Origin of the sequence: Lutibacter litoralis, assembly GCF_014646675.1 — a bacterium.
Classification (GTDB): domain Bacteria; phylum Bacteroidota; class Bacteroidia; order Flavobacteriales; family Flavobacteriaceae; genus Lutibacter; species Lutibacter litoralis.
In genome coordinates, this window is record NZ_BMNS01000002.1 from 123,442 (window position 1) to 146,719 (window position 23,278).

Annotated in this window: 20 protein-coding genes; 1 reads left to right on the plus strand and 19 read right to left on the minus strand. The window is 29.9% G+C overall.

The window, feature by feature from the left end:
- Positions 1–6: 6 nt before the first annotated feature.
- The 14 genes from IEW75_RS03355 to IEW75_RS03420 form a co-directional block, all read right to left on the minus strand.
- Positions 7–4,587, minus strand: a complete 4,581-nt coding sequence (locus IEW75_RS03355) for an ATP-binding protein (RefSeq protein WP_134247497.1) — start codon at positions 4,585–4,587, stop codon at positions 7–9.
- Positions 4,588–4,622: 35 nt separating this feature from the next.
- Complete coding sequence (locus IEW75_RS03360; RefSeq protein WP_134247496.1) at positions 4,623–5,042, minus strand: hypothetical protein; 420 nt, start codon at positions 5,040–5,042, stop codon at positions 4,623–4,625.
- 7 nt (positions 5,043–5,049) lie between these two features.
- The gene (locus tag IEW75_RS03365; protein ID WP_134247495.1) at positions 5,050–5,523 is read right to left on the minus strand and encodes a hypothetical protein; all 474 of its coding nucleotides are present in this window, start codon (positions 5,521–5,523) and stop codon (positions 5,050–5,052) included.
- Positions 5,524–5,534: 11 nt separating this feature from the next.
- The gene (locus tag IEW75_RS03370) at positions 5,535–5,903 is read right to left on the minus strand and encodes a hypothetical protein (protein WP_134247494.1); all 369 of its coding nucleotides are present in this window, start codon (positions 5,901–5,903) and stop codon (positions 5,535–5,537) included.
- 88 nt (positions 5,904–5,991) lie between these two features.
- Entirely contained in the window at positions 5,992–10,842 is a 4,851-nt protein-coding gene (locus IEW75_RS03375) for an Eco57I restriction-modification methylase domain-containing protein (protein ID WP_134247493.1), read from the minus strand.
- 3 nt (positions 10,843–10,845) lie between these two features.
- The gene (locus tag IEW75_RS03380; RefSeq protein WP_134247492.1) at positions 10,846–13,677 is read right to left on the minus strand and encodes a helicase-related protein; all 2,832 of its coding nucleotides are present in this window, start codon (positions 13,675–13,677) and stop codon (positions 10,846–10,848) included.
- A 352-nt stretch (positions 13,678–14,029) separates the two neighbouring features.
- Positions 14,030–14,323, minus strand: coding sequence for a helix-turn-helix domain-containing protein (locus IEW75_RS03385; protein WP_134247491.1), 294 nt, complete (start codon positions 14,321–14,323; stop codon positions 14,030–14,032).
- Between the two features lie 5 nt (positions 14,324–14,328).
- Positions 14,329–14,616, minus strand: a complete 288-nt coding sequence (locus IEW75_RS03390; RefSeq protein WP_134247490.1) for a hypothetical protein — start codon at positions 14,614–14,616, stop codon at positions 14,329–14,331.
- A gap of 78 nt (positions 14,617–14,694) precedes the next feature.
- On the minus strand, positions 14,695–15,135 hold the full coding sequence (locus IEW75_RS03395) for a JAB domain-containing protein (protein WP_134247489.1): 441 nt from the start codon (positions 15,133–15,135) through the stop codon (positions 14,695–14,697).
- Positions 15,136–15,218: 83 nt separating this feature from the next.
- Positions 15,219–15,647 (minus strand): hypothetical protein, encoded by a 429-nt coding sequence (locus IEW75_RS03400; RefSeq protein WP_134247488.1) that lies wholly within the window; start codon positions 15,645–15,647, stop codon positions 15,219–15,221.
- Complete coding sequence (locus tag IEW75_RS03405) at positions 15,644–16,270, minus strand: hypothetical protein (RefSeq protein WP_134247487.1); 627 nt, start codon at positions 16,268–16,270, stop codon at positions 15,644–15,646. Before IEW75_RS03405 ends, IEW75_RS03400 begins: the two co-directional genes overlap by 4 nt.
- A gap of 500 nt (positions 16,271–16,770) precedes the next feature.
- Positions 16,771–17,640, minus strand: coding sequence for a hypothetical protein (locus IEW75_RS03410; RefSeq protein ID WP_134247486.1), 870 nt, complete (start codon positions 17,638–17,640; stop codon positions 16,771–16,773).
- 11 nt (positions 17,641–17,651) lie between these two features.
- Complete coding sequence (locus tag IEW75_RS03415; protein ID WP_134247485.1) at positions 17,652–18,353, minus strand: CFI-box-CTERM domain-containing protein; 702 nt, start codon at positions 18,351–18,353, stop codon at positions 17,652–17,654.
- A gap of 4 nt (positions 18,354–18,357) precedes the next feature.
- Positions 18,358–18,690, minus strand: coding sequence for a hypothetical protein (locus IEW75_RS03420; protein WP_134247484.1), 333 nt, complete (start codon positions 18,688–18,690; stop codon positions 18,358–18,360).
- Between the two features lie 128 nt (positions 18,691–18,818).
- On the opposite strand from IEW75_RS03420, the gene IEW75_RS16040 reads away from it, so the two are divergent.
- On the plus strand, positions 18,819–19,040 hold the full coding sequence (locus IEW75_RS16040) for a helix-turn-helix domain-containing protein (RefSeq protein WP_134247483.1): 222 nt from the start codon (positions 18,819–18,821) through the stop codon (positions 19,038–19,040).
- 18 nt (positions 19,041–19,058) lie between these two features.
- Here IEW75_RS16040 and IEW75_RS03425 read toward each other — a convergent pair whose 3' ends face one another.
- The 5 genes from IEW75_RS03425 to IEW75_RS03445 all read right to left on the minus strand — a co-directional run bounded on the left by IEW75_RS03425 (position 19,059) and on the right by IEW75_RS03445 (position 22,996).
- Complete coding sequence (locus IEW75_RS03425; RefSeq protein WP_134247482.1) at positions 19,059–19,715, minus strand: hypothetical protein; 657 nt, start codon at positions 19,713–19,715, stop codon at positions 19,059–19,061.
- Entirely contained in the window at positions 19,712–20,494 is a 783-nt protein-coding gene (locus IEW75_RS03430) for a hypothetical protein (RefSeq protein WP_134247481.1), read from the minus strand. The genes IEW75_RS03425 and IEW75_RS03430 overlap by 4 nt, the downstream gene beginning before the upstream one ends.
- 14 nt (positions 20,495–20,508) lie before the next feature.
- On the minus strand, positions 20,509–20,790 hold the full coding sequence (locus tag IEW75_RS03435; protein WP_134247480.1) for a helix-turn-helix domain-containing protein: 282 nt from the start codon (positions 20,788–20,790) through the stop codon (positions 20,509–20,511).
- Between the two features lie 107 nt (positions 20,791–20,897).
- Positions 20,898–21,662 (minus strand): hypothetical protein, encoded by a 765-nt coding sequence (locus tag IEW75_RS03440; RefSeq protein ID WP_134247479.1) that lies wholly within the window; start codon positions 21,660–21,662, stop codon positions 20,898–20,900.
- A complete protein-coding gene (locus IEW75_RS03445) occupies positions 21,662–22,996 on the minus strand; it encodes a site-specific integrase (protein ID WP_134247478.1) in 1,335 nt (444 codons plus the stop codon). Before IEW75_RS03445 ends, IEW75_RS03440 begins: the two co-directional genes overlap by 1 nt.
- Between the last annotated feature and the right edge of the window lie 282 nt (positions 22,997–23,278).

Here is a 23,278-nt window from a genome sequence, read left to right on the forward strand (position 1 = left end):
ATTTTTTTATTCATTTTCTTTTTTTAATTTCAATGTAATTATATAATCTGCAGGAGTTGCATAAAAGAATTTATTATTCTCAAAATCAATATCCTCTTTAAAATAATCTTCAAGTATGTGTATTTTATCATCCAGCACTAATGCTATTTCGAAATCTTTCCCTCTTTTTATTCCTTCTTCCTTTTCTGACTGGCTTAAATGAAAATATGAGCCGTTAAATGATTTTACTTCTAGATATTTCCAACTAGCGCTATTAACAGGTTTATATCTTATATCATAATGTTTGTTGTCTGATTTATCAGAAGTATTTGAAAAACTTGATACCCATTCGACCTCAACAACATCTTCACTATCCATTAAAGAATTATATACGCGCTCCTCTGCTTTTTTACCTGCCTTTTTATTGCGTTTTGTATCTTTATCACTATGATTCCAGCCGCCTCGTTTAACACCTTTATTAGTTGGTGCCTTAGGAACTATTTTAGAAGAGCTACTATAAATGATTTCTCCAGTTATTTTTTCAGTAGGGTTATCATCTAATTCAATATCGGTACTTTCTTGGTTCTCAACTTCCAAAGCTAATTTTAGTTTAGCTACATTCCCTTTAAAATATAGTAAACTTCTAATCTGTGGGTCTTCAATTTCAGCTTCTTCTATTTTGTTTTCATTAAGAATTTCTTGATTTTCTGGCTGCAATAAGATTATGGTGGTTTGTTCTTCTAACAACTCTATATCAAAAATTCTTTTTACCTCTGCTTTTAAGAATTGTAAATAATTTACTTCCAGCTCAAATCTATGCTCAAATAACAGATTCTCTATTTCTTTCGAGTTAATGATATCTTCATATTTCTCCTGAAAATTAATAAGATTCTTTTGCTTTTTTGGATTTGCATTTAATTCCTCCCATAAGCACGAATCAAAATATTTTTTGTTATCTCTAATTGTAGTCTCAAAATTGCTTTTGTGATAATTGATTGCTCCATTAGATAATGGAGCAAAAACTTCAGTTAGCGGAATTTTAAAATGCTCAGTAATATCCTTTAAAAAATCAACACCTTCAATAGAATCTAAATTTTCAAAATCGATATTGAGATACTTTTTTGAAACCTCAAAGCCTAAATCTGTAGCTATTTTGTTTGATAATTCAGTTGAATCACTCAGATTCTCGGGAAAATCAACATCCCAAAATTGATATATCTTTCTCCAAAAATCAATTTCACTACTGGAAATTCCTAATAACTCTTGTGCTAATGAAAAAGATTCAATTAACGATTTTACATCTATTAAGTATTTGGAATCTCTTAAGCTTTTCCTATCCTTAAAAATGGCTCTATAATCATCTTTATGATCATTCACTTTAAAAATCATACATAAAATTTCGGCAAAAGCCTCACAAACTGATGGAGTGTCTTTTAAGTTCTCTAATGTGCTATTTTGTTCAACACATAAATAATACCCTTTATCATTTGGTTGGGGTAAAAATTCACCAGGTAGTAATTGTTTTTCTTCTCCATTTTCAATTTCATACATCAAAGATGAAACTATATTAATTTTATTATATTTTAAATCGTGTGCTTGTGATTTTTCTATAGAATTTTTTATTGAACTTAATCGATATGCTAATATAAAAGGTTTAGTTTTATTAAACCAAGCTTCAAATTCCGAAAAAACGTTGCTTTGAACAATTGTTTCTTCTTTAATTTTCAGTTGAACATCTTTAAATGTTTTGACTCCAAAATATTTAGAAATTTGACTTTCACCAGCTCTTTTTGGAAAATCAAACATCCAAAATTCTTCAGAAATTTTAGACGGTAATGTAGAATTATCACTGTAATAAACCTTATTTATATTTTTATATTCTTTTATATTTTTATTTTTTGCTAATAACTTATATTCTTTATCAATCATACTAAAATCAACATCTTCCTTTGTTTTAAAATATTTAAAAGCCAAATTATAAACTTTTCGAGCATATTTTCCCTCTAGATCTGTTTCTGGCAAGTCTTTTATAATTTGAAAAACATCTTCAACGCCTAAATCATTAAACGTTAAACTAATTTGAAGTTGGTTTAATATTGTAATAATATCGCTTTCTAGTATACCTAGTTTTTTAAATACTCTATGTTCAAAATCAATAGCATCGTATCCAAGTTCTTTAGGGAATTCTGAATCAACAATAAATTGCTTATTAATTTTGTTGAGGTATAATTCTTTTATTTGATAATAAATATAGGATGGTTTGTAGTTTATAGGTGTAGTTTTTGTATTGTACTTATAACTGAAATTGTCATCATTTTCGAAATTTAATTGCCTTAGTAAATCGGGATCCTTTAGTATCCAAGCTATTAAAATCTCAATTGAAAATTGAGTATTTTCAACAAGACTGTTGAAATTTAAAATCTCAGTAACTTGATATTCTTTATGTGATTTATTTTCTGGCCAATGCGTATTGTTAAATACAAATTTTGTGAATTGATTTTCTTCATATCTATCCAAATAATTCCTAACCTGATTCTTTCTAGTAATTCTATTGACGCCTAGCCAGATAAAAAAGTTTTCTAAATAACCAATACCATCCTCTTCTAAACCCCAAAAATCATTTCCGATTATATAATCGTTGTTAGAAAAGATACCTTCAAAAATTATTGAGGTAGATTTTCCAAATTCAAAATCTTCTCCTAAATATAAGTCTTTGGCATTGCAAATTTCAAGATCTTTTGAGAGCAATGGAATATTTAAATTTATACTATTTCTTCTGTCAGGATTTACCTTGTAGATAGAGAATAATGAATTAACCAAGCCTTCAATAATATTGGTTTGTTCATTTCCTTTAACTTCTTTAATTTGTTTTTCTGAAGTTGTTATAATATTTCTTATTACATCCGTAATATCGTTTGACCCAATATTAACTATTTGAGAAATTATCCTTTTTAAAGGTCGCGATTGATGTTCTTTTTCTATGCGTTTAAGTTGTATTTCATTTTCCAATACAGCAGTTAATTCTTCATATAACTCTCCAGACATAAAAGAGATATCAACATATTTTGGAATATTATATTGTTCAATATCCTCCTTTGATAACATAAAAGCCTGTTCGTTTTCAGGTATAACTTTATCAAAATTATCAATCAGTAATGGTAATTTCACATCAGATTTGTGAATCTCGTTAAATTTTGAATCTGTTAAATGTTTTATTAATAAGGCTCTTTCATTTATATTGATATTAGCATCTAAAGCTTTTATAATTTCTAGCCAATACTTGGCTGTGTACACTTTATAATAATGCCCCGAAATTTCATTACTTTCTAATGGCTTCATTAAATTTGGAAAGAACATTCCTACATTATTTCGAATTACCCAGTTAGAAAATTCATCTCCATAAAATACAGCATTCTCTAATATGCAATAACTTCCATCAACGCAAGGGAATATTTCCATCTCATTTTGCAGCGCTAAAAGTTTTTCGAAGAATGTATTCAATTTGGGATTGCTATTTGAATATAAGGGCTCTAGAAACTGAAATGCCTGCCAATCACTCTTTTCTTCATTTCTAATTTTAGTAAGTGCAATATTTCCAATTGTCTCTGCTATTTCTAGTAGTAGAAATTGATTTTCATCTCCTTTTAATAAATCATTTCTAGATTGATTTAACTCAAATGTTGCGTGAATTAAGTAAGGTAATTGAGTATTTACTTCCGTAGGGAAATACGTAAAGAATTTTGAATCCTCATCACTTAAATCATCTTGCCAAGCAATTTTATATTGGTAAAATTTTTCATCATCATCGGGATAGGCTATTTCTCCTGAGTCTTCAATATGCCATTGTTTTTCATTAATTTCAATTTCAGTTTTATCTTCTTTAATAAAACTTCTTGTAATAAGCGTATCTAGATCACCCGCGCCAGAAATTTCAATTTGGTTGGTGTGGTTCAGAAATAATAAAATCCTTGGCGAAATTGTTTTTAATTGTTCTATAATTTCACCTTCAATTTCTTTGTCATAGGTTAATTCAATAATTGTATCCCATTCCTGATTTAAATTTCCATTCCTGTATTTTGGCAATGCCAATATAGCCATTGGAACTTCTCCTTTATTTAGGTATTTTTTATTTTCTTGGATTAGGTTAGTTCTTTCAAGATAATTAGGAATAAATTTTTCAAAATTTTCTTTTGCTAAATCAGGAGAGAAGGTTAATACAAACTCTTTTGTTTTTACATTAATTTCTGTAGTCCAGTTTAAAATAGAACGAAAACCAAGTCCTTTATTCCCTATAAACTCTTTTTTATTTTTTGGACTAAAATTAGCGAGTAATAGAGATTCTATTCCTTTTAAATCAAAAGGTTCTCCATTATTAGCAACACTTAACTTGTTATTTTCAGTATCAAGGAATATTCCAATTTCTGAAGTTTTGGCATCATCCGCATTTTGTAATAATTCTAATAATTGACGCCCCCTATAATCGTCAGTTGTTTGTTTTTCTCCTCTAAAATCAGAAATGATTCTGCTGGGGTTTATCTTGTACGTTTCAATGTTCTTGTTTATAAGATCCGTAACTTCTTTTTCTAATGTCATTTCTTCTTCTAGCATATTTTCAATTTACTCTTAATTATTATCTCATTAAATTATATTGTTACATTAATATATCCAGGTTCTTTATAATTTTGAAGAATAAAAACCAAATGCTCAACAACCATTTCACCTCTAATTGCCAATTTTTTTAATTCTTCAATTCTTTGTTTCGGTGTGTATAAAAAATCATCTTGATAATGGAATAATATATTACGCCTGTTCCACCAAGTTATAACTTCTTCATTTACAAATGGCGTTATTCTTTTATCCCAAGAATATCTATTGATGGCCCTACAAGTACTTATTATATCCTTATCTAAATAGCGATCGCTATTTGTTTGACCTCTTAACAACATTTTTAGTTTTGAGGCTATAAAACTTTCACAAAGAGCAATGGCTTCTACAAAAGATTCGGTCGCTATTGTTTCCTTAATTAAGTTTTGAGTATTGGGGTTGATGATGTAATTTTTCATTGTTTATTTACCTTTTCAATTTATCTATAATTTTAAAAATCTCTTTTCTTAATTCTTCACCAGCCAATGCAATTCGTTTGCATTCTTCCATTTTATCTTCCCATTCTCGTGAATCTCCGTTTTCAATTTTAGCCATTGCGTGTAATACTTTATTCCTAGAATCACGCCATTTATCTAACGTTCCTGTTTTAAACTTAACCAAATCAATTAAAGATTTATTAGTTTCGTGAATTCCAATACCTTCTTGCAATTTTCCTAATGTTTTAAAAGAGTATACATCACTATCGGTTAAATATTTCAACCTACTTTCAAGTCTGTCAGCTATAAGACTCTCGCATAATGTAATAGCTTCTAAATAAAAGCCTTTTTTAATTGATTCTGAAATTCTGCTAATTGCAGCTTTGTAGGTTGCATACCTTTGCATTCCAACACCATCTGTCGCATTAGCTGTCGCTCTTATTTTATTTGGCTTTTTACTCATATCAATCTCAATTATTCTTCCTCTTGATTCGTGTTTAATTCCTCAAACCTCTCTAAATCGTCTTTTAGGAATACTTCAAGTTTACTTTTTATATGTGAGAAGAGATTGGGAGCATCATTAAGTTTATATTTAGGTTTAGGACCTCGGTATCTATTTCCGTAAAATTGGCAAGTAATTCTCTTTCCATCATCTAAAATTTCAAAACTATCTTTATTTATATATTTAGTGTCAGAAATTATTATTTCATCTATTGTGACTTTAATTTTTTCAACAAACTTAAATTTGTTTTCAAAATCAATAAAAAGCTTTACTAAATCTTTCAGATGCTCAGGTTGTTTATAACTACCTCCATATTTAACTTCAAATATTTTTCTTTCCATATTTTTTTTAATTTATCTTATCAAAGCACTTTGTTCTCGATACATCCCAACTGAAAAAATTGGGACACTCGAACTGACTGGTTTTGGTTTATTCTTTTTCCTTAAACACCTTCTCAAAATGTGCCCAAGCGGTTTTATAATCTTCTACACGGTCGCATTTATCATAAGGAGCGTGGTAGGTTATTTGTTTGCCTTTGTATAGTTCACTTTTTTCTATGGTATGCAAGTACGTTTCTCCGGTTTTTAAATCTTTTATGGTTTCCCAAACTGGGCGGTCTACACCAACTCCTGTTAACCCTTTAGAGCAGGTAAATACAATATTACCCGTAGTATCGTACCAAGTATCATCTTCATTCTGTTGCAATACTGGAAACTGGACATTGTAAATAAGTATTAACTCTTCTAAGGTTAAACCTAATGCCATTGCGGTAATAACATCTATCTCTACCAATGCTTGTCTGCGCTCAAACCAATTGCGTAAGGGTGTTTCCCATTGCCATTCTTGGGTTAAAGTACTAAAAGGCTTTAAGCGTGTATCTGGTTTGCTCCAAGTATCTTGTTTAAAGGCTTCTTGAAAATTACGTTCCCAAAAATCGATATAAGAATCATTTAAACAATTAAGCATCAAAACTCTTCCAAATAATTTTTTTATATAATTTGAATTTATTCCAATTAAAAGCATTTTTATAGAACTTTCATAAAGATTCCCTCTTCCTAAAGTCTTTATATAGAAATCTAACACTAATGAAGAGCAAAGTGCCATGAGTTCAATCAATTTTGTTTCATTTTCTAATATAACAGAAATCACTCCACTGTTATGAGAAACTTTTGGAGCTAGAAGAGCTGGTTGAAGAGTACGTTCGCCAGAAATAGATAGCATTTTACTAAAGGCTAGTTTAAATTCATTAATCCAATAAATAGACTTATCACCTTTTTTCCAAATAAATTTTTTAGAGAATTTATTGTTGTCCATTTTAGGCAGAAAAACAGTTCTCTGAACAAAATTTGAATCAATAGACATAAGATCTATGTTATCATAATCAGAATTCAACTTACAATTTTCATAAGGGTTTTTATAAAGAGGATTACCAACAAAGAAATGCGGTCCACTAACAATGAGTTCATAATTGTCAATAATTGCCCATTTTGTTTCTCTTGTGATGTAACCAGCATTAATTGCGTCCGTTTCTCTCCAACCATCAGTTATGTAATATGAATGGTTTTCAAGTTTACCTTCAAATAAACTTAACTTTTTTAATACACTAACTATTTGAGAAGTGTGTATAGAAACTAATTTAACACTATCCCAGTCATTTGTATTTTCAAATGTTTTAGCAATTATTCTTAATTCTTCATTTTTAAACCTAATGATGCGGTCTTTATGAGGATTTGTGTTCCAAATCATCTTGCCGTCTTGATTATCTTTTATTTTAAAACCTCCCGGTAATCCTTGTCCTTTATGTATAAAACATCCATCAATAGTTGATGGATGAAACAAATTATTAATTGAAATAAAATCAACTTCTCCTTTTGTGCCAGAATAAATTTGGATTCCATAAATCGTTTCATGATGAACTTCAGCAAATAATACTAATTCATTTTTAAATTGAAAATGATATTTTAATCTTTGAAAGATTTCTTTTCTTAAAACACCTCCTTTAGGATCATCAAATACACTTTCAGGATGCACTAAACCAATATATCCAATAGGTGAAATTATAAGAAAAGTGTTCTCAAGTATTCCTTTGTATAAATTTGAAGCTTGTGATTGCCCTTTTTTCAAAGGATAATTTTGATGTGAATTCATAAAGCCAGCTGATGATTCTGCTTCAATATATTCGTCAAAATAATTGTTTTTTTGAAGTGGAAATTCTAAAAATGATTTTTGTAATTTTCTAACTTCAGAAGCTGAAACCTTACGAATTTCCAACTCAGGATATACTTCACTCATCAAGCTTTTTTCTTCAAATTGAAGTTTTAACCAAGGAGGATTCCCTACAGCCACATCAAAACCACCACGTTCTTTAAACACTTCAATAAACTCTAATTGGTTATGAAAAAATTTGTATTGATTTGCTAGTTTGTTAACTATTTCACTACGCTTGTTTTTAAATAACGAATCTGGGTTTGCTTGTAGCGCTTCTCCAAGTTTTTTAAGGGTAAGTGATTTGTCTTTTCTATAATTTTTTAAGTTTAATTGTTGGCTTGGTTCTTCAAATAAACTTACTTGTTCTGCTGCTGGTTCAAAACCTGTTTTTTCTATTTTCTCTTCTTTTTCAAACAGATTGAGGTCTATGTTTATAATTTTTTCTAAATCATCGTACCATTGTTGGCGTGTTGGTAGTTCAACCGCTTCGCGCATATCCCAAAACCATAAGCTACACCAGTAGTCCATTATTAGTTTTAGTTTGTAATAGGGTGCGTTGGTGTTGTTACGTTGTGCTGCTAATTGTTCTTTTTCGTCGTAACTACGCAAGCCTAATTGCCCTTGTTCCTCATCTTCATAAGCGCCAAAAAAGTTTCCTTTAAGCTTAGTTTGTGCATTTATAGAAGCTTGGAACTTATAATGCTCGTCTAATAATACATCAATGGCTTTCGATATTTTTTGTAGTCTGCTGTATTCACCCCCTGTAATTGGCATACAAAAATCGCTTCGCCAAGTGCTTACTCGTTTTGCTTCATCGTCAAACTCATTTTTTAACAATTTGATGCTTGCCGAGGGCACCATATTTTTATCAGGTAACAAGAAGTGATAGATTTCATCTTCTTTTCGCTGAAGGTCATCATTTAATTTGAATTGTAAATGTTTAGGCGCTTTGTCCCACCATTCTTTTTTAATTGGCTTGTTGCGTTGTGCTGTGGTTCCTTTTTTAGGAAACTCGACTATTATGTCTTTCTTTTTATATGCTTTTAACCAAGCGCCTACTACGGCATTCCCAACACCTAAACGGTAGCCAAAAAACGGTGTTTCCATATCTTTATGGATTACGTTGAGCCATAAGGATAGTTTACCTAACTCAATGGCCGTTGGGTTTAAATCGACTCCATAGGCATTGTTGGTAGCTATGTATGCTTTTACTTTTTGAAGTTGGTCTCGGTATTTTTCAGGCGATATTTTTTCTTTCTTCTCTTTTTGGCGATAATTTAAATAGGCTTCTGCTAATTGGTTGATGAGCTCGTTGTGAAAAGCAGCAGCACCCATTGCAGGTTCTAATAATTTCAAATCTAGCAATTCCAAAGCTTTCATTTCCCCACTTTCTACTTTTTCTAAAATAGATTTTAGGGTGTATTTTACGGTGCATTGCGTTAACACTTCTGGCGTATAATAGGATGCCGATTTTTGACGATCGCGCCCACTTAAGCGGTACACAAATTGTCCTTTTGGAATGACTACTTCCTTGCCTTGCTCATCTTTTAATACTTCGTCGGTATGAAAATCGTCTCTTCGTGAACGTTGTACTAAGAGTGTGCCTTCTTTTGGTTTGTTTTTTGGATGTACTTCTATATAATCAACCTCAGCATAAAAACCACGATAAGCAAGTAAGCTTTCATATACACTCCCTAATTGGTTAATACCCAAATTGGCATAGGAAATACGTCCACGTGCTTTTCCTTTTTGTTTGCGTGATAATGATAATTGACAAATTACATCTTGCCATACAAAGTTTCGGAATTGTATGTCTTTTAGTTGGTGTAATTTTTCATCATCAAATAAAGGAGAATCAATGTGGCGTATTCTAAAACTTTTGTTTGCTCCATTTTCACCTTCGCGATACCCAGAACTCATTAACTGAAATAGTTTGTGCAAGGATTCGTGGAAGAAATAACCGTTTCTGCTATGGTCGGTAATTAATTGGGTTTGCTCCAAATCTCTCAGCATTTCCAAGGAATAGCCTTTTTGGTAGACTTTATCTGAAATTGGAAGAATGTCTAAATCACCTCTGGATTCTGCATAAAACACAAATAACAAACGGTATACAATGCTTAAACAATCGTCTTTTACGTCACGTTCAAAAGTATCATCGGTTTCATCAAATTCTTCGTTTAAAATTGACTTTTTATAATAAAGCGCTTCATTTGCCAAGGCTTCTACTGCGTGAATGATTCCTTCTTTAAGATCTTTGGTTACTTCGTAGGCACTTTTATGGCTGTCTTCTTCCAATTGATCCATTAGCACCATATCACTGTCGGGCGCCAACATTTCTTTAGAAAGCAGTAAATAGAATAAGGAATAATACTTTTTATTGATGGTTCCTTCAGAAAACAATTCTTCAATATCAAATTGCAAATAAGAACCTCTAAACCATTTTTCAACTTCAATTAAAAACACCGTATTACCCGCCAATAGCATAATATATTGTGGACGTTCTTTTTGTTCTAGCAAACACAGCTCTGAGATTGCTTTGTTGATGATTACTGGAGAAATTTTTAAGTCGTCTGCCACCTGGAATATATCTTTCCATTGTGAACGATGGTAGCGTTGTTCTTTGGATTCGAATTCCTCTTCTTCAATATTGTATCGCTGCTCAAACAAACCATCTGGTTCTTCATCACTGTCCTTAATGAGGGGTTGCATTTCCATAATGAGCATATGCAATTTTTCACCTCTGAATAATTTATGCCGAACGGGTAATACTTCTGTATCACTAAAATAAAATGGATCTTTGTAATTGTTATTTTCACCATCGTAGCCGAGCGCATTTAATAACAATGTATGAAAGTGGTGCGTTTTGTTGATTTTATCTCTAGTACGTAGGCGACCTTCAATAATTTCTTGTTTGTAATTGTAGTACTTATTTTTTAATGGAGTGATACGTTGTTGCAATCCTTTTTGATCATCAAAACTATAGCCAGATTTATCGTGTACCTTTTTTACAAAATCTTCATCAAAATAATTTGAAGAGAAGAAATCACCTATGTTGTTTATAAATTTTATCATCTCTTAGTTGTTAAAAAATACTGCCATTACTTTAATATATGCTTCGTTGTTTAAAACTAACAAGTTTTTGAAATATTGACTTGACTCGCTTACAATGCTTTCAATTTCTGCTGTTTGATTTTCTCTTCTTCTTTTTACTGCAGCTGTTTCCTCCATTTCTTTAAAGTTGAGTTCTACTTGTTTTATAGAAGCTGCTTCCCATTTCTGTAATTTTTCTTCGTATTCAACCGCCTTATCAAACATTTTAGCGCTCAATACTTTTTGACGTTTACTCATATGGGTATTAGTCGCGTAAGAAATTATATTGGGCAAATCTTCGTGTAATGCTTCCAACTCTTCAGGACTCATATTTTCGTTGAACAGCTGTTTATTTAGCTCAAATTTTTCAATGAAATTGGCAATAGGAAGACTTTCAATAATTTCACTCCCATTATAACCTACTACAAAGAAATCTGAAATAACTGGCTGTCCTAAGTTGTTTGAAACTTGACCGTGTAATACGTACCAAGCTGTATTTTTTGGTAATTTTGTAGTAAGCTTCACAGCTAGAGCCTGTTCTTTAGGTACACTAGCTTCCAACTTGGTCATGTAATATTTAATGGCTGGATGTAAATCGTACAAGATTTGAAATTCGGCCCAATCACCTTTCTTTTTTCTTGCATTCTCAATGGCCTCTTGCACTAGATCTTTGTCCATTGTTAATTTAAACAATTCATTCACTTTTGGTTTTGCCTCTGGAGGCATATCATACAGAATGTTGTTGAGTTCTTTGGTGTTCGCTAATTCTAAATAGGTGTCCACTTCATTAATTTCATAATCGGAGTTCTTTAATAAATTAGCACTTTCCAATTGACTTAGCAGTTGTTTGTAATATTCAAAGTCGTTGTTGTAAATAGTGGTTTGCTCTTCAAAAGGACTGTTGGTTATTACCGCAGCAGTATTTAAAGCCGCTAAGTAATCGAATTCCTCAATTTTTTCTAAGAAATCTTCATCACTGTTTTCAAGTGCATTGATTGTTTTTTTCTCTTCTTCATAAGAATCGTGTAAATGCATTACCGAACCTGCATCACCCAATGTTTTATAAACTTCTTCTTCTTTTATAGTTAGCTTATTGATGATGTGTAAATCTGTTTTAATAGCTTCCTGATTGGTGTGGGCAATTAAATAATAGATGTAAGGCGTTTTCTTTTGACCGTATCTATCAATTCGTCCGTTACGTTGTTCCAAGGTAATTAACGACCAAGGAATGTCGTAATTGATCATTCGGTTACAGTAAAAATGCAAGTTTACTCCCTGAGAACCAGCATCAGAACAAAGCAGTATTCTTACATTACTATCTGCCTTTCCGAAATCTTCAATAATAGCTTGTTGTTCAACGTCACTATCGCTACCACTGAATGATTTTATGGATTCTGGACTTAAGCCAAAATCTTTGATGAGGTTTTCTTCCAAGTATTTTAGTGTTGCTATACGTTCAGAAAACACTACGAATCGTTCGTCTTTCTTTTTCCCAGACCAACCCAATTCCATTAAAGTTGTTTTGAACTTTTTGTATTTACTGTCTGCTTTTTTATCTAAAATATTTTTTAATAAAGATTGATGCTCTTTTAAAATATCTAAGCTGTCTTCATATTTATTTGAGTTACTTGATAGTCCTTTTACTTTTTCTAACCTGTTTTCAATAGAGCTTAAAGCCGCCATTGGAGAAGACATAAATGCTTTGAATATCATTATAGAAAATAATACATCATCTTTAGATTTACCTCTTTTTAAAGCACTTAATGCTTGAATTTTTAATTCTTGCTGAAAACTTAAAAAGTCGACTTCCTCGGGAGATAATTCAGTTTGTAACCGTACAATTTCTCGATCTTGAAAATTTTCTCTTACGGTGGCATCTTCAATGTCATTTTTGAATCTACGCACATAATAAGGTTCTACATCTTCTTTTGTATAATCTCCACTTTTTGGAATTGCTGTGGGCTCAATCATATTTATGAGGTTCGCAAAACTTTCTTTTCGTCCGTTGTGCGGCGTAGCCGAAGTCAAAATTAACGATTCACATTTTTTTGCTAAGAATTGCGCTAAATCTCCTCGTTGACTTTGCGCATTAGCTACCGTATGACATTCGTCTATCACAATGATATCCCAATTTGATTTTTCTATATAATGCCTGAATTTTGCATTGTTTTTTAAAGTGTCAATTGAAACAATTGTTTTGTCGTAATAATCGAACGGATTTTTATTTGCTGGTAATTGTGTTTTAATTCTGGCAATTCCCTCACTGTCTAAACGAACCAACGGAATTGCAAATCGATTCCATAATTCCTGTTGAAACTGTCCTAAAATTGATTTAAGTGCCAACACCATTATTCGTTTTCCTTTGCCACGTTTTATCATTTCGGCCAAGAAAATTCCTGCTTCAATTGTTTTACCCAATCCAACACCATCTGCTATTAACAGTCGAGGTCTTGGTAATTGTAACGCTTTTAATGTTGGCGTTAATTGAAATTCGGAAGTGTTGAATGCTGCTTTTGTAGCTATGGTAATTTTATCTGAATAGATGGTAGAATTACGAATGTGCGTTTCTATATATAATTTACTTTTTCGGTACCCGTTATCAGTATCAGCAATGAACTTTGTGTTGATAGGATCTACAGCTTTAATGTCAGTGTCTATGCTAGTATCGAAACAAAAACGTTTTCCTTTTACCAATTCGCTGATGCCTTCGGAGTCTAATAATTGACTGCCATCCTTATTTGTGACTATGTTGGTTATTAAGAAGTCTTCTCCTCTTGTGGTAATTCTTTGTCCTGGGGCAATGGATTTTAAACTCATTTAAAGCAATAATTTCTTTTTAATTTTTGTGATATAAAAGAAGGTAGTATGGGCCAAATGCTTTGCAAGCAGTCACCTTTTCCTTCATAGCTTTTTAATTATTTGGGAAAGCATAAGCTAGTTTCTCAAACAAGGTTAAAAATAGCTAAAATAAATGAGGTAGTATGCAAGAATTGAGAGTTTTTGTTTGAATGTGATTATTACTTAAAAAGTTTCAAAAGCTAATATAAATAGCTTCATTAAAAGTAAAATTTTGTATATTTGAATATGAGAGTTGCCGCTTGGTAGCTCTTCTTTTTCATAGCAATTTTTGCCCACCTCTTTTGAGGTGGGCTTTTTTATTAAAATATATTCATCTTCTATATTTCAATGATTTTCCTTCTTTTAGAGCATGTTCAACATCTGTTCTTTTAATCTGAATTTTTCGACCAATTTTATTAGCAGGTAAAAATCCTTTTTTTATATAATTGTAAATTGTCAGATTAGATAACCCTAAAAGTTCTGAAACTTCACTCACACTATAGAATTCAGGCATATTAGATTTTAGAATAAGTTTTTCTAATTCAATTTTTAAATCTTCAATAATCATTTCTTTCAGCTCAACTGGAGTAATGTTGTAAAGTAAAATTGTTTCCTTGTTTTTCATAATATTCAGTTTTTAATATTACTTTTTATTTTAATTGGCCTAATGTTTTGTTTATTACTAGCAAAAGCTTTAAAAGTATAGCCTTCCTTTCTTATATCACGTGCTATCCATTTTGCAATTGCATAATGTCGAAGTTTAAACTGTTCTAATTGAAAATAATATTTATCAAATATTTCTTTGAGTATTTTATCTTCTTTATAAATAATAACTTTGTAATTTAATTTATTCTTCGAGTATGAAATATTACCACTTCCATTTCTTGAGATGAATACTTTAAAGTTTGTTACTAACATAATCTTTAGTTTTATAATTAATAAAAAAATCTATTGAATGAATTTCTACTGTCGACAAATGCCTTATACTAAAAACACTTAGTAACCTTCATCCATAAAGCTGAATTTACCATCTTCAGTGATAATCAGATTATCTAAATAGTTAATATCTAAGAGCTTTGCTGCATCTTTGATTTTGTTATAAATATTGATATCTGCTTGACTAGGTTTCAACTTTCCGCTAGGATGATTGTGGACCGTTATAATACTAGTTGCTCCAGATTTTATCACCGTAGCAAATAGAATTCTCATATCTACAAGTGTTCCAGTCATTCCTCCTCGTGATAAAGGTGCCAACCCCAAAACTTCATTGCTATTGTTCATCAGCAGTATTTTAAATTCTTCGTATAGGTTTAAAGTTCCTTGGTTCCAATTTTCACGAATGACTTTTCCAGCGTATTCACTACTTGTAATTTTAACTGCTCCTTTTAATCGATTTGGATGGTACGAAATTTTTACTTCTGCGATTGTATGTTTCATAATTTTATGACATTAAAAAAGGGCAATACATTGAAGCATCACCCTTTTGAAGGTTTGTATTAATTATTTGATAATAAATTAGATCAATTTTTATTTTGAGATCTTAAATAAGGCGCATATACTAATGAGTAGCCAAGCCCTGCAAATGTTAGTACTGCAGTGATTGTAATCCCTAATGATATAGTCGCAAACAAGGTCACTCCAAAAATAAGGATGTCTAATAATCTATTGCTTTTTTCAACTATATATCTAATGTATTTATTGCTCTCGACTAAAGCAATTAAGCCTACTAAGGTTATTGTTCCAAAAAACACATAGGTTCCAATTGTAGATCCAATTGACAACCCTACCAAAATAAGTCCAACAAATAAAAAAGCCCCTGACTTAAAAGGCAAGGGCTTGATTTCGGGTATTTGATTTAGAAATGTTTTCTTCTTTTCTTTAGGAGGTTTTACGCATTTCTTTCTTTTTAGAATTTCAATAACTTCTGGTTTTAATGTTGCTCGTCTCATACTGATTGATTTACTGGTTTCATTCTATAATTAACTAATAGATTCTCTATTTTATTTTTCAGAACTGTAGAAGATTCTATAACCTTTTTAGAAGTGCTTTTTAAAGCTTTTTGGTAACCTTTGGTTCTTTCTTGCCTTATCTTAACTAAATCTTCAAAAGGCTCGTTGTAGGTCTTTAATTTGGTTAAAATTGATGCTTCTCCGTTCGCTACAGTATTAGCACTGAATTGCAGAATATCCGCTCCAGTTTGTAGTGACAGATGCAATGCTCCTGCCAATTTCTGAGTTGTAAAACCCACTGATACTTTTGCTAATGTTTTAGCTGTTTCTGTGTTAAATGTTGAATGTTTCATTTTGTTATTGTTTTTAAGATTAATATTCTGTGTATTAAATGTGTTTAATTGATTGTAATCTTTCAGGTACTCAACAGATACCTCAACCGCCTTTTGATATTTTATTCGATTCATACTAAATAAGTGAACCTTGTAGGTTGGATACCTCTGCCTTAATTCTTCATAGATTATTTTCAAGGATTTGATTTTCCATAAATCAAAAATTTGATTTCCTTCAATGGCAACATAGCCTTTGTCTGTGTGTAAAACTAAAATCTCATTTGTTCTCATATGAATATGCCTGTTTCCAGGACTTTGTTTATTAATAAGTGGATTAATGGTTAAGAAGTTTTTAAAACTAATGATGCTATTTTTAACTCTAACAAAAATTTATAAAACATAAATAATTATAAATAGAACCTAAGTTTTAGAGTTTTTATAGTTTGAATTAGAATAAGACGTGAACTATTCTAATGGCTATTATATCTATGTTATAGAAGTAATAGGATTAAACGGAACATTATATTTCTTTTATTTATCGAAGTATTGGATAGTAGTTGATGTGTTTGAATGACTGAAAAAGTTAGTAAGTCTTTAAACACAAAAAAAATAGAAATAAGAATTTAATTTATAGTCAAAATAAACTCTCTTTTTTGAGTTTTAGAAACAAGGGGCGTATACCAAAAACGGAAAAATAGGTGGTCTGTTTTCATTATAGCCAAATGAGAGTACAAATTTTTATTTTTTTTGAAATTTTTGTTTGGAGACCTCAAAAAAAATGAAGCTAAAAATCATTTCTTTTTTTGTTCACTATATGAAGCCATTGCTGAAGCAACACCATTAGCCATAAATAAACCTTGATGTCCAGCCATGGACATTTCAAATGGCAGTCCTGTATATGCTTTAACACCATGTCCAAAAACACCTGAGTCTTTTATTAAATGAGTTCCTATTCCTAACCACATAGAACCTATCGCGATCCCTTTATTATTATCTATAAACGTATTAGTCCTATCCCAAAATGAATGATGAAATTCAGGTAAGTTTTTATTAATAGCATTAAATAATTCTATGCCACTTCTCATAATAAATTCAACTACAAAACCTAAAATAATTGAATGACTTAATATATGCCTATGAAAACCTATACCTACGCTTAAATCTGAATCTGGCAAACCCCCTTCGTGATCAATACCTCCTGCACTAGCAAAGTATACTAAGATTCCAATTGTATAGGCTGATATTATTTCAATTTTTTCTTCTTTAGATTTTAATATAAATTCATTTTTAAAGATCATCGACTTATCTTTAACTTTTGAAACAAAACTTGAAATCTTTTCAGGAGAATTTTCTATTGCTTTTGTAGTGAAAAATAGATCCTTTTTAAACTCACTTTCAAATCCATTCTTTCTATATTTAGAATATTTGACTTTTGAAATATCACAAGCTTTACTAGAATAATTTCCTAGATTGTCTAAAAGATTTGAAAGAGTCTCTTTTTTAGAAAAATAAGTTTGCTTACCACTTTCTTTTATTATTAGCAATGACAATTTTATTAGATCCTCTTCAGAATAAGTTTTCCTTAAAGCAAATTTTAACTCATCAATAATTTGTTCTAAAATAAATTTTTGCTGAGAATTTAAAACAATAACTTTTTCCATAGTTCCTCTCTCTATTTTCTTTTAATCACAAATATAATAACCTTCAAAAGGCTCTTAACAAGAGTCTTTGGGAAATTGACAAATTCAAATAAACCCACTAGAAAAGGAGAATATCTATAATATATCTCAATAAACTTCCTTCCTAATTCTGTTTTAAATAAAACCTCATCCCTATATTTCCTTAGTATAAGAACCTCTTTATGTTCATATGAATTGTAGGCATATGTTGCAATAAAACATCCTTCTGATTTTTCTTCGGAATTTGCGTTTTTAGGTTTTAAATAATATCCAGAATCATAATTTCTTTTAAAATGATCCGTCCAAACCTTTCCAGTGTGGATAGAGGAGGGTCCATTTAAACCAGCACTCATAGATTGCTCAATGCAAGGTTCTAAGTACTTATATGATTGTCTTAAAATTGTATTTAAAATTTCAGGATTAGTTGATAATTCCTCTCTAATCAATTCTTCACCACCTGCCCATAAAAAGACATTAACAAATTCTCTTAATTTATTGTTGTATTCACTTTTCAAAAAGTCAACCGTATTCGATCTTAAAGTATAATCCTCTAGATTTTTATTATTTCTTAAAACAGCTGTATTTTGCTCAGCTAAATCAGTTATAGATCTACTTACTTCTGTGACTAAAAAATTATAATCTGAAAAACTTCTTTTATCTAGTCTTTTAATTGAATTTACTATTTCTGTTGCCATATATTTATTTTAAGTAATTTCTTTTTCTTAAATCTTGTCTAATAACCTCCATAGATTTACTCAATTCATAATTCCTAAATTTTATTGCTTTCAAAAGAGCATTTAGATTTTGATTATGTCCATCTTTTTCAATTTTTACTAATAATTCTGCCAATTCTAAAGATTTTTCTTCATCAATCAGCTTCCTAATTTCATTAGGTATGCTGTTGTAATGTTCAGTTGAGAATTGATTTGAAGATTGAAACCTTGTTTTTTCAACAGGTATGGTAGGTTTAGATCGTGACATAAAACCTCCAATTATTCCAAGAATAACAAGTATTGCTATAAATGTTCCCATTTGTTAAATTTTTAAATAATACGTGATGAGCAATTTCAAAGTAATTATCATATCAAATATAATAAATAATCACAGGAACGCGTCCTATAGTCCGCGCTTTTTATACAAACAAAATATTCTTTTGTTGTATGATTGATATTAACAAAAAAATTTGTAATTATATTTCTGATAATTGGATTAGTGAAAGTAAATCAAATAGGAGTTTTGCTATCGATCATAATATTGATGAAAAGACTGTAAGAAAGATTTTAAAAGAAGAGGGCTATAGAATCCCTATAAATACACTTCATAAAATTTGTGAATCAAGAGAATTGAAGTTGTCTTCTTTTTTTAAGTTATTGGAAATTTAAAGCGTATACTTCTTTTTTTTAAGCACTTTTTTTCTTACCTCTCAACTCTTCTAAATATTTTTCTATATTTGATTTACACCACTCCTCTCTTTTTAAACTTGGTTTAAACCCAACTGCAAGAGTCAATTCTTCATCCATAATTTTACGCACTTTAAAATAATACTCTTCGGTTGTTGTTATACTATCATGAATAGTGAAAATTGGCGCTTCTGGAATTTCTTTTGAGATCCTCTTTGCAATTACATCAATAATCAAATAACTCTCAATTCTTTGTAACAGAATAGGCAATACAGTTTTGTTTTTACGCTTTAATATTGAGAATAAATTATAAACTTCAGTAAATTTCTTTTTAAACAATCTTTTTTTCTCAGCACCTTTTTGACCAATAAACCTGTTGTCAGTAAATAGAACTTCAAACACAACGCTTTTGACACTCTCCCTATCCTTAAATTCTTCGCCTAATTCATCAACAAAAACATGCTCTAAATACTCATACAACTCTCCTTTTAAAACTAATAGCATATACTCGTCAAACCCTTTAAATTCAATAGCTCTATCAATTTCTCCCCACATAATGTAAGAATCTATATCTGAAAATATCTTATAAATATTTAATTTATTTCTATTTATTGGATTTCTCCTTGGTACTTTATGCATAATATCTTGAATATTCAATAATTTTGTTTTTTTTTGTTTTTTTTTTTTTTTTTTGACCAAAAATCATAATTAAACAATAATAAGCTAAGATATGGTTGACTATTTTTAATATCTATTGAAATTAATTTTTCCCCGTTATAGGTCAAAGTATTTCTTAATATACTTCTTAAATTTGTTAAATTAGAATGAAATCTGCGAGAAGTATTATCTATACTTAAAGAAAAATTTTGATTTTTGATTTTGGATATAGTCAACATAGAATTATTATATTTATTTACACATCTATTTTTTCTCTCATTACAAATTTTGATTTCATTTGAACATAACCAATATTCCTCAGCAATAAATTTAAGAGCATAATCTTCATCTATTTCCAATTTAGAATTAAAAAAAAAATTTGACAAGTATTTATAGGTTCTCACAGTTTTGAGCTTAGCTTTTTCTTCCCTTTTTAATGTTTGAATAAGTGTGAAATCTTCCATTAAATAAACCTTAATTTTTGTAAAATACCTTTTTGACAATCTATAGCCTTTTGACTTTTCACCTGGTCTATAATAATTATCTGACTTAATAACTTTTGAATCAATTAAATAATTCAAATAAGCTTTGTAGTTATTTACTACAACCTTAAGTTTTCTAGAGTTTAAAGGAATAAAGAAATTCGTTTTTAAGCCTTCTACAGGATAATTACAAATCGTCAACAAGTTGATTACATATGCCAATTTATCCTTCTTAAAAGCCTTTATTTGAACTGGATTCCTTTCTATCAATTCATCTAAATCTAAATTATGAGGCAAGTATATTCTCATAATCAGTTTGTTCGAATTAATAACTCTTCTATTTCACTCCTTTTGTAATAGATTCTTCCTGAACCAGAAATACCATAGCTTTTTAACTTGCCCTTTTTGGACCAATTATGAATGCTACTTAAGTCGACCTTAAACATTTCAGCGACTTCATTACGTGTAAGTAATTCTTCTGGTTCTTTAGGTTTGAAATTCTTTTTTAAATCCTCTATTTTAGAATTAATGGCTTTGATAATACCATCTTGCAGTTGTTCAGGAGTAATCTGAATTAATTGAATAGTCTTCATTATCGAAAATTTTAATTGTTAAACTTTCGACAAATTTCAGACGGAATCAATTCCTATCAACAGTTGTTTTTTCCGATAAATCGGTAAAGTATTGAATACACTCTAAACTAATTGAAAACTAAGTCATAATTATTTATTCTAAATAGAGCATTTGATTTTTTTTCGGTAGAGAAGGATTCCTTTTCTAACATATAATCTAATGTCTTTTCATTAATGAATTTATTTTCATTTAACCACGTCATATACTGAGTATGAGATCTTTTTTTGATCCTCTCTTCTCTTTTCATTCTTTGAATTAAATAACTATAATCTGGAAACGAATTAATAATATAACTTTTTACATAAATCTTAAAATTATTATAATCACTAAACGAACTAAATAGTTCAGGGAAATCTGTGTCTTTTGCTTTGTTTAAATAAAATTTAAGATAAGTAATTACTTCAGTAATAAAATACGACTTAGTAAACCCCAAAAAATCTTTTTGAATAAAATAGTAATAGTCCGCTAGTTTTTCATATTGCGCTCTTTTATGAGGAAAAGATAAATCTGTATATAATTTTGTTTTTTTATCCATTTTCAAAATATCATCAATTCTATAATATCCTGAATTATTAATAAAAAAATATTTATTTATCGCTTCAGAGGTTACTTTGAGTACAGGATCTTCAAGGGCTTTTTTCAATGCAATTATTTCCTCGTCCGCATAACGTATAAAATCTTTGTTCTCCGCTGCCTCCCAATTGATTTCAATTTCATTTTTTAGATTTTGAATTAGATTATTTATTTCATCTAAAAAATCACAAAATGTATTATCATCTATTAATTGATATTTTAATAAATCCGTTAATTTATTTAGCTCACCATATTCCATTATTCATTAACTTTTAAATTATTTGAAACTACATGAACTTTATTCTCCTTAGATCCTTTAATAGCTTCTTTTGACCAAATTTCAGCCAATTGTAATCCATAATCTATAGGTTTCTTTCCAATATATTCTAGAAACATTTTCTCAGTACTGTGAGCTGTTATATTCATAAGTAACGGAGTAGGATATTTTCTATTAGCATAAAAGTTACTGGCAAAACTTCTCCTACATATATGAGATGAAATCAATTTGTACTTCTCATATTTACCACTTTCATATCTATCAGTTTTATCATTATATCTATTTCCTTCAACTACATCATTAATTTCAGCTATTTGACTTAATTGCTTTAAATATCTATTAAACAAAACATTATTGGTCTCTAGAAGCTTATTGAATAAAGGAGGGAATTCACCATTATATTTATCTAAAACACTTCTTACTTCTTGATGAATTGGTATTTGAACTAGTTTATTGGTTTTAGTTTGTGTCAAAACAATGAACTCAAAATTTTGAATACGCTGAATCATACTTTTATTCATTCGCATTAAATCGGATACCCGCTGCCCCGTATAGCAACCTATCAAAAGCCAGTCTCTTGCAACCTGGTGATTTTCATTTATAAATTCTTTATTTTTAATTTTTCCAATATCTTCAAAAGACAACGTCACAATAGGAGATTTTACAGTAAACCCTTTAAAATGTTGAATTTGACTACTAATTTGAATGCCATTACGTTGAGCATCTAAACATATTGTTTTTACAACTTTTAGATATCTACCTACAGTATTATCCGAAAGCTTATCAACCTCACTCAAATACTTCATAAATTCCTTATGAAATTTTAAATCAACATCGGTAACTAAAAGTTTCTTTCCTCTGATCTTTTCAAAATTCTTTAGCTTGTTAACTATTGTCTGATATTTCTTTTTTGTTGATAATGAAACTCCCTTTTTATTATCTTGAGAAACCCTATAATTTAGTTCTTTTACAAAATTATCTCCATAAACAGTTAAATAATCTAATTCATTAAGAACAATTCTTTTAAAATGAATATCAATTTTTTGCTGCAACCAATCACCCGAAATAATTTCTCCAGAACTGTTACCTTCGTTAAGATTTTTCAGAATTACAGCAGATAAATTCTTTAACTTAGTTAATAATCCCTTGTTATCGGTATTGTTTTGTTTCGGTAACCCTGTTCTCCCACTCCAATCTTTTGAGTCAATGGTTTGTCCAATTTTCCTCTTAAATGATGTAGTTCTATCAATAGATAATCTTAAATAAATAGGTGCACTATCTGATTTACTTTGAAGTAAATATTTAATTGTTGCCATCTGCGATGATTTTGATTAATAAAATTATAGGTTATTTAGTTACTGACCAAAGTTTAGTCAGCATTTAGTCAGCATTATATCCATCCCGTTAAATAGTATTAAATACCATTCAACAAATATGTTATTTGAAATGCAATGTGAAGTATTGATTTTATTGATGCCTGCTACTCTCTAGTAGTGTAATCGTAAATATAAATGTGAGCCCAAGAATCTCCCGGCGTCTCCACTATTATAAGTTTTATTAATTATACTTTTTATTTTATTATTCATTCAAACAATCTT

What these genes read in the sequence shown, in the direction of transcription:
- IEW75_RS03355 (WP_134247497.1), bottom strand. Translation starts at nt 4,587, where the DNA reads ATGCTAGAAGAAGAAATGACATTAGAAAAAGAAGTTACGGATCTTATA.
- IEW75_RS03360 (WP_134247496.1), bottom strand. Translation starts at nt 5,042, where the DNA reads ATGAAAAATTACATCATCAACCCCAATACTCAAAACTTAATTAAGGAA.
- IEW75_RS03365 (WP_134247495.1), bottom strand. Translation starts at nt 5,523, where the DNA reads ATGAGTAAAAAGCCAAATAAAATAAGAGCGACAGCTAATGCGACAGAT.
- IEW75_RS03370 (WP_134247494.1), bottom strand. Translation starts at nt 5,903, where the DNA reads ATGGAAAGAAAAATATTTGAAGTTAAATATGGAGGTAGTTATAAACAA.
- IEW75_RS03375 (WP_134247493.1), bottom strand. Translation starts at nt 10,842, where the DNA reads ATGATAAAATTTATAAACAACATAGGTGATTTCTTCTCTTCAAATTAT.
- IEW75_RS03380 (WP_134247492.1), bottom strand. Translation starts at nt 13,677, where the DNA reads ATGAGTTTAAAATCCATTGCCCCAGGACAAAGAATTACCACAAGAGGA.
- IEW75_RS03385 (WP_134247491.1), bottom strand. Translation starts at nt 14,323, where the DNA reads ATGAAAAACAAGGAAACAATTTTACTTTACAACATTACTCCAGTTGAG.
- IEW75_RS03390 (WP_134247490.1), bottom strand. Translation starts at nt 14,616, where the DNA reads ATGTTAGTAACAAACTTTAAAGTATTCATCTCAAGAAATGGAAGTGGT.
- IEW75_RS03395 (WP_134247489.1), bottom strand. Translation starts at nt 15,135, where the DNA reads ATGAAACATACAATCGCAGAAGTAAAAATTTCGTACCATCCAAATCGA.
- IEW75_RS03400 (WP_134247488.1), bottom strand. Translation starts at nt 15,647, where the DNA reads ATGAGACGAGCAACATTAAAACCAGAAGTTATTGAAATTCTAAAAAGA.
- IEW75_RS03405 (WP_134247487.1), bottom strand. Translation starts at nt 16,270, where the DNA reads ATGAGAACAAATGAGATTTTAGTTTTACACACAGACAAAGGCTATGTT.
- IEW75_RS03410 (WP_134247486.1), bottom strand. Translation starts at nt 17,640, where the DNA reads ATGGAAAAAGTTATTGTTTTAAATTCTCAGCAAAAATTTATTTTAGAA.
- IEW75_RS03415 (WP_134247485.1), bottom strand. Translation starts at nt 18,353, where the DNA reads ATGGCAACAGAAATAGTAAATTCAATTAAAAGACTAGATAAAAGAAGT.
- IEW75_RS03420 (WP_134247484.1), bottom strand. Translation starts at nt 18,690, where the DNA reads ATGGGAACATTTATAGCAATACTTGTTATTCTTGGAATAATTGGAGGT.
- IEW75_RS16040 (WP_134247483.1), top strand. Translation starts at nt 18,819, where the DNA reads ATGATTGATATTAACAAAAAAATTTGTAATTATATTTCTGATAATTGG.
- IEW75_RS03435 (WP_134247480.1), bottom strand. Translation starts at nt 20,790, where the DNA reads ATGAAGACTATTCAATTAATTCAGATTACTCCTGAACAACTGCAAGAT.
- IEW75_RS03440 (WP_134247479.1), bottom strand. Translation starts at nt 21,662, where the DNA reads ATGGAATATGGTGAGCTAAATAAATTAACGGATTTATTAAAATATCAA.
- IEW75_RS03445 (WP_134247478.1), bottom strand. Translation starts at nt 22,996, where the DNA reads ATGGCAACAATTAAATATTTACTTCAAAGTAAATCAGATAGTGCACCT.